The organism is Pseudomonas fluorescens (assembly GCF_902497785.1).
Classification (GTDB): domain Bacteria; phylum Pseudomonadota; class Gammaproteobacteria; order Pseudomonadales; family Pseudomonadaceae; genus Aquipseudomonas; species Aquipseudomonas fluorescens_BO.
On the sequence record NZ_CABVHK010000068.1, the window covers coordinates 1 to 1,044 of the forward strand.

The window sequence follows — 1,044 nt, forward strand, 5'->3', positions numbered from 1 at the left end:
GCTGGGCGGGCGTTATGACTGGGCGAACAACCACAACAGCTCGTTGAATTTGCGCAATAACCTCAAGACCAAAACCTCGCTGGACAGTGAGGCGTTTACCGGGCGCGTGGGCCTGGTTTACCTGTTCGATAACGGTATTTCGCCGTATGTGAGCTACTCGGAATCGTTCGAGCCGCAGTCGGGCACCGGCTACGGCGGTTCGGTGTTCAAGCCGACCGAGGGCAAGCAATACGAGGTGGGGGTCAAGTATCAGCCACCGGGCAGTAACAGTTTCATCACCGCGTCGATCTACGATTTGCGCCAGAGCAACGTGCCGACGCTTGATCCGGATCCGACGCACCTGTGCGGCACCGGGCGTTGTCAGGAACAGAGCGGTGAAGTGCGTTCTCGTGGTTTCGAACTTGAAGGCAAGGCCAGCCTCAATGACAACCTCGATATCACGGCGGCGTATGCTTATCTGGACAACCGCATCACTCAGTCCAACAGCACGGTCAGTTATGCGCCGCTGACCGATGTTGCCGTGGGTCCGGCGGTGTCGGCCAAGGGCACCACCCCCTATGCCGTGCCTCGCCATACCGGCTCGGTGTGGGCGGACTACACCTTCCACGACGGGGTTGCCAAAGGTTTCGGGGTGGGCGCCGGTGCGCGGTATGTCGGGTCGTCCTGGGGTGATACAGCCAACACGTTGAAGGTGCCGGGCTACACGTTGGTGGATGCGGCGTTGCATTACGACATTCCGCACATCAACAGTCTCAAGGACAATCTGCGTCTGGCGTTGAATGCCAGTAACCTGGCCAACAAAGAGTATGTGGCGTCGTGCTTCTCCTACTCGTGGTGCTGGTATGGCGCACAGCGCACGGTTCAGGCGAGTGCGACGTATCAGTGGTGATAGTCCCGCAGGTACCCGCGCCCCCTGTGGGAGCGAGCCGGCTCCGGGCGGCGTTCCGACGAAGGCGGCCTGACAGCCGACCACGTTCTTCAGGTGTACATATCCATTCCTGGGTAACGGCTACCTAGGGTTTCGCCCTTACGGCGACTCACTTT

1 protein-coding gene is annotated in these 1,044 nt (G+C 60.1%); it reads left to right on the plus strand.

Annotated elements, in window-relative coordinates:
- Nucleotides 1–889: TonB-dependent siderophore receptor (locus F8N62_RS31440; protein WP_150714207.1), on the plus strand; the 889-nt coding region annotated here is incomplete at its 5' end.
- Nucleotides 890–1,044 lie beyond the last annotated feature (155 nt).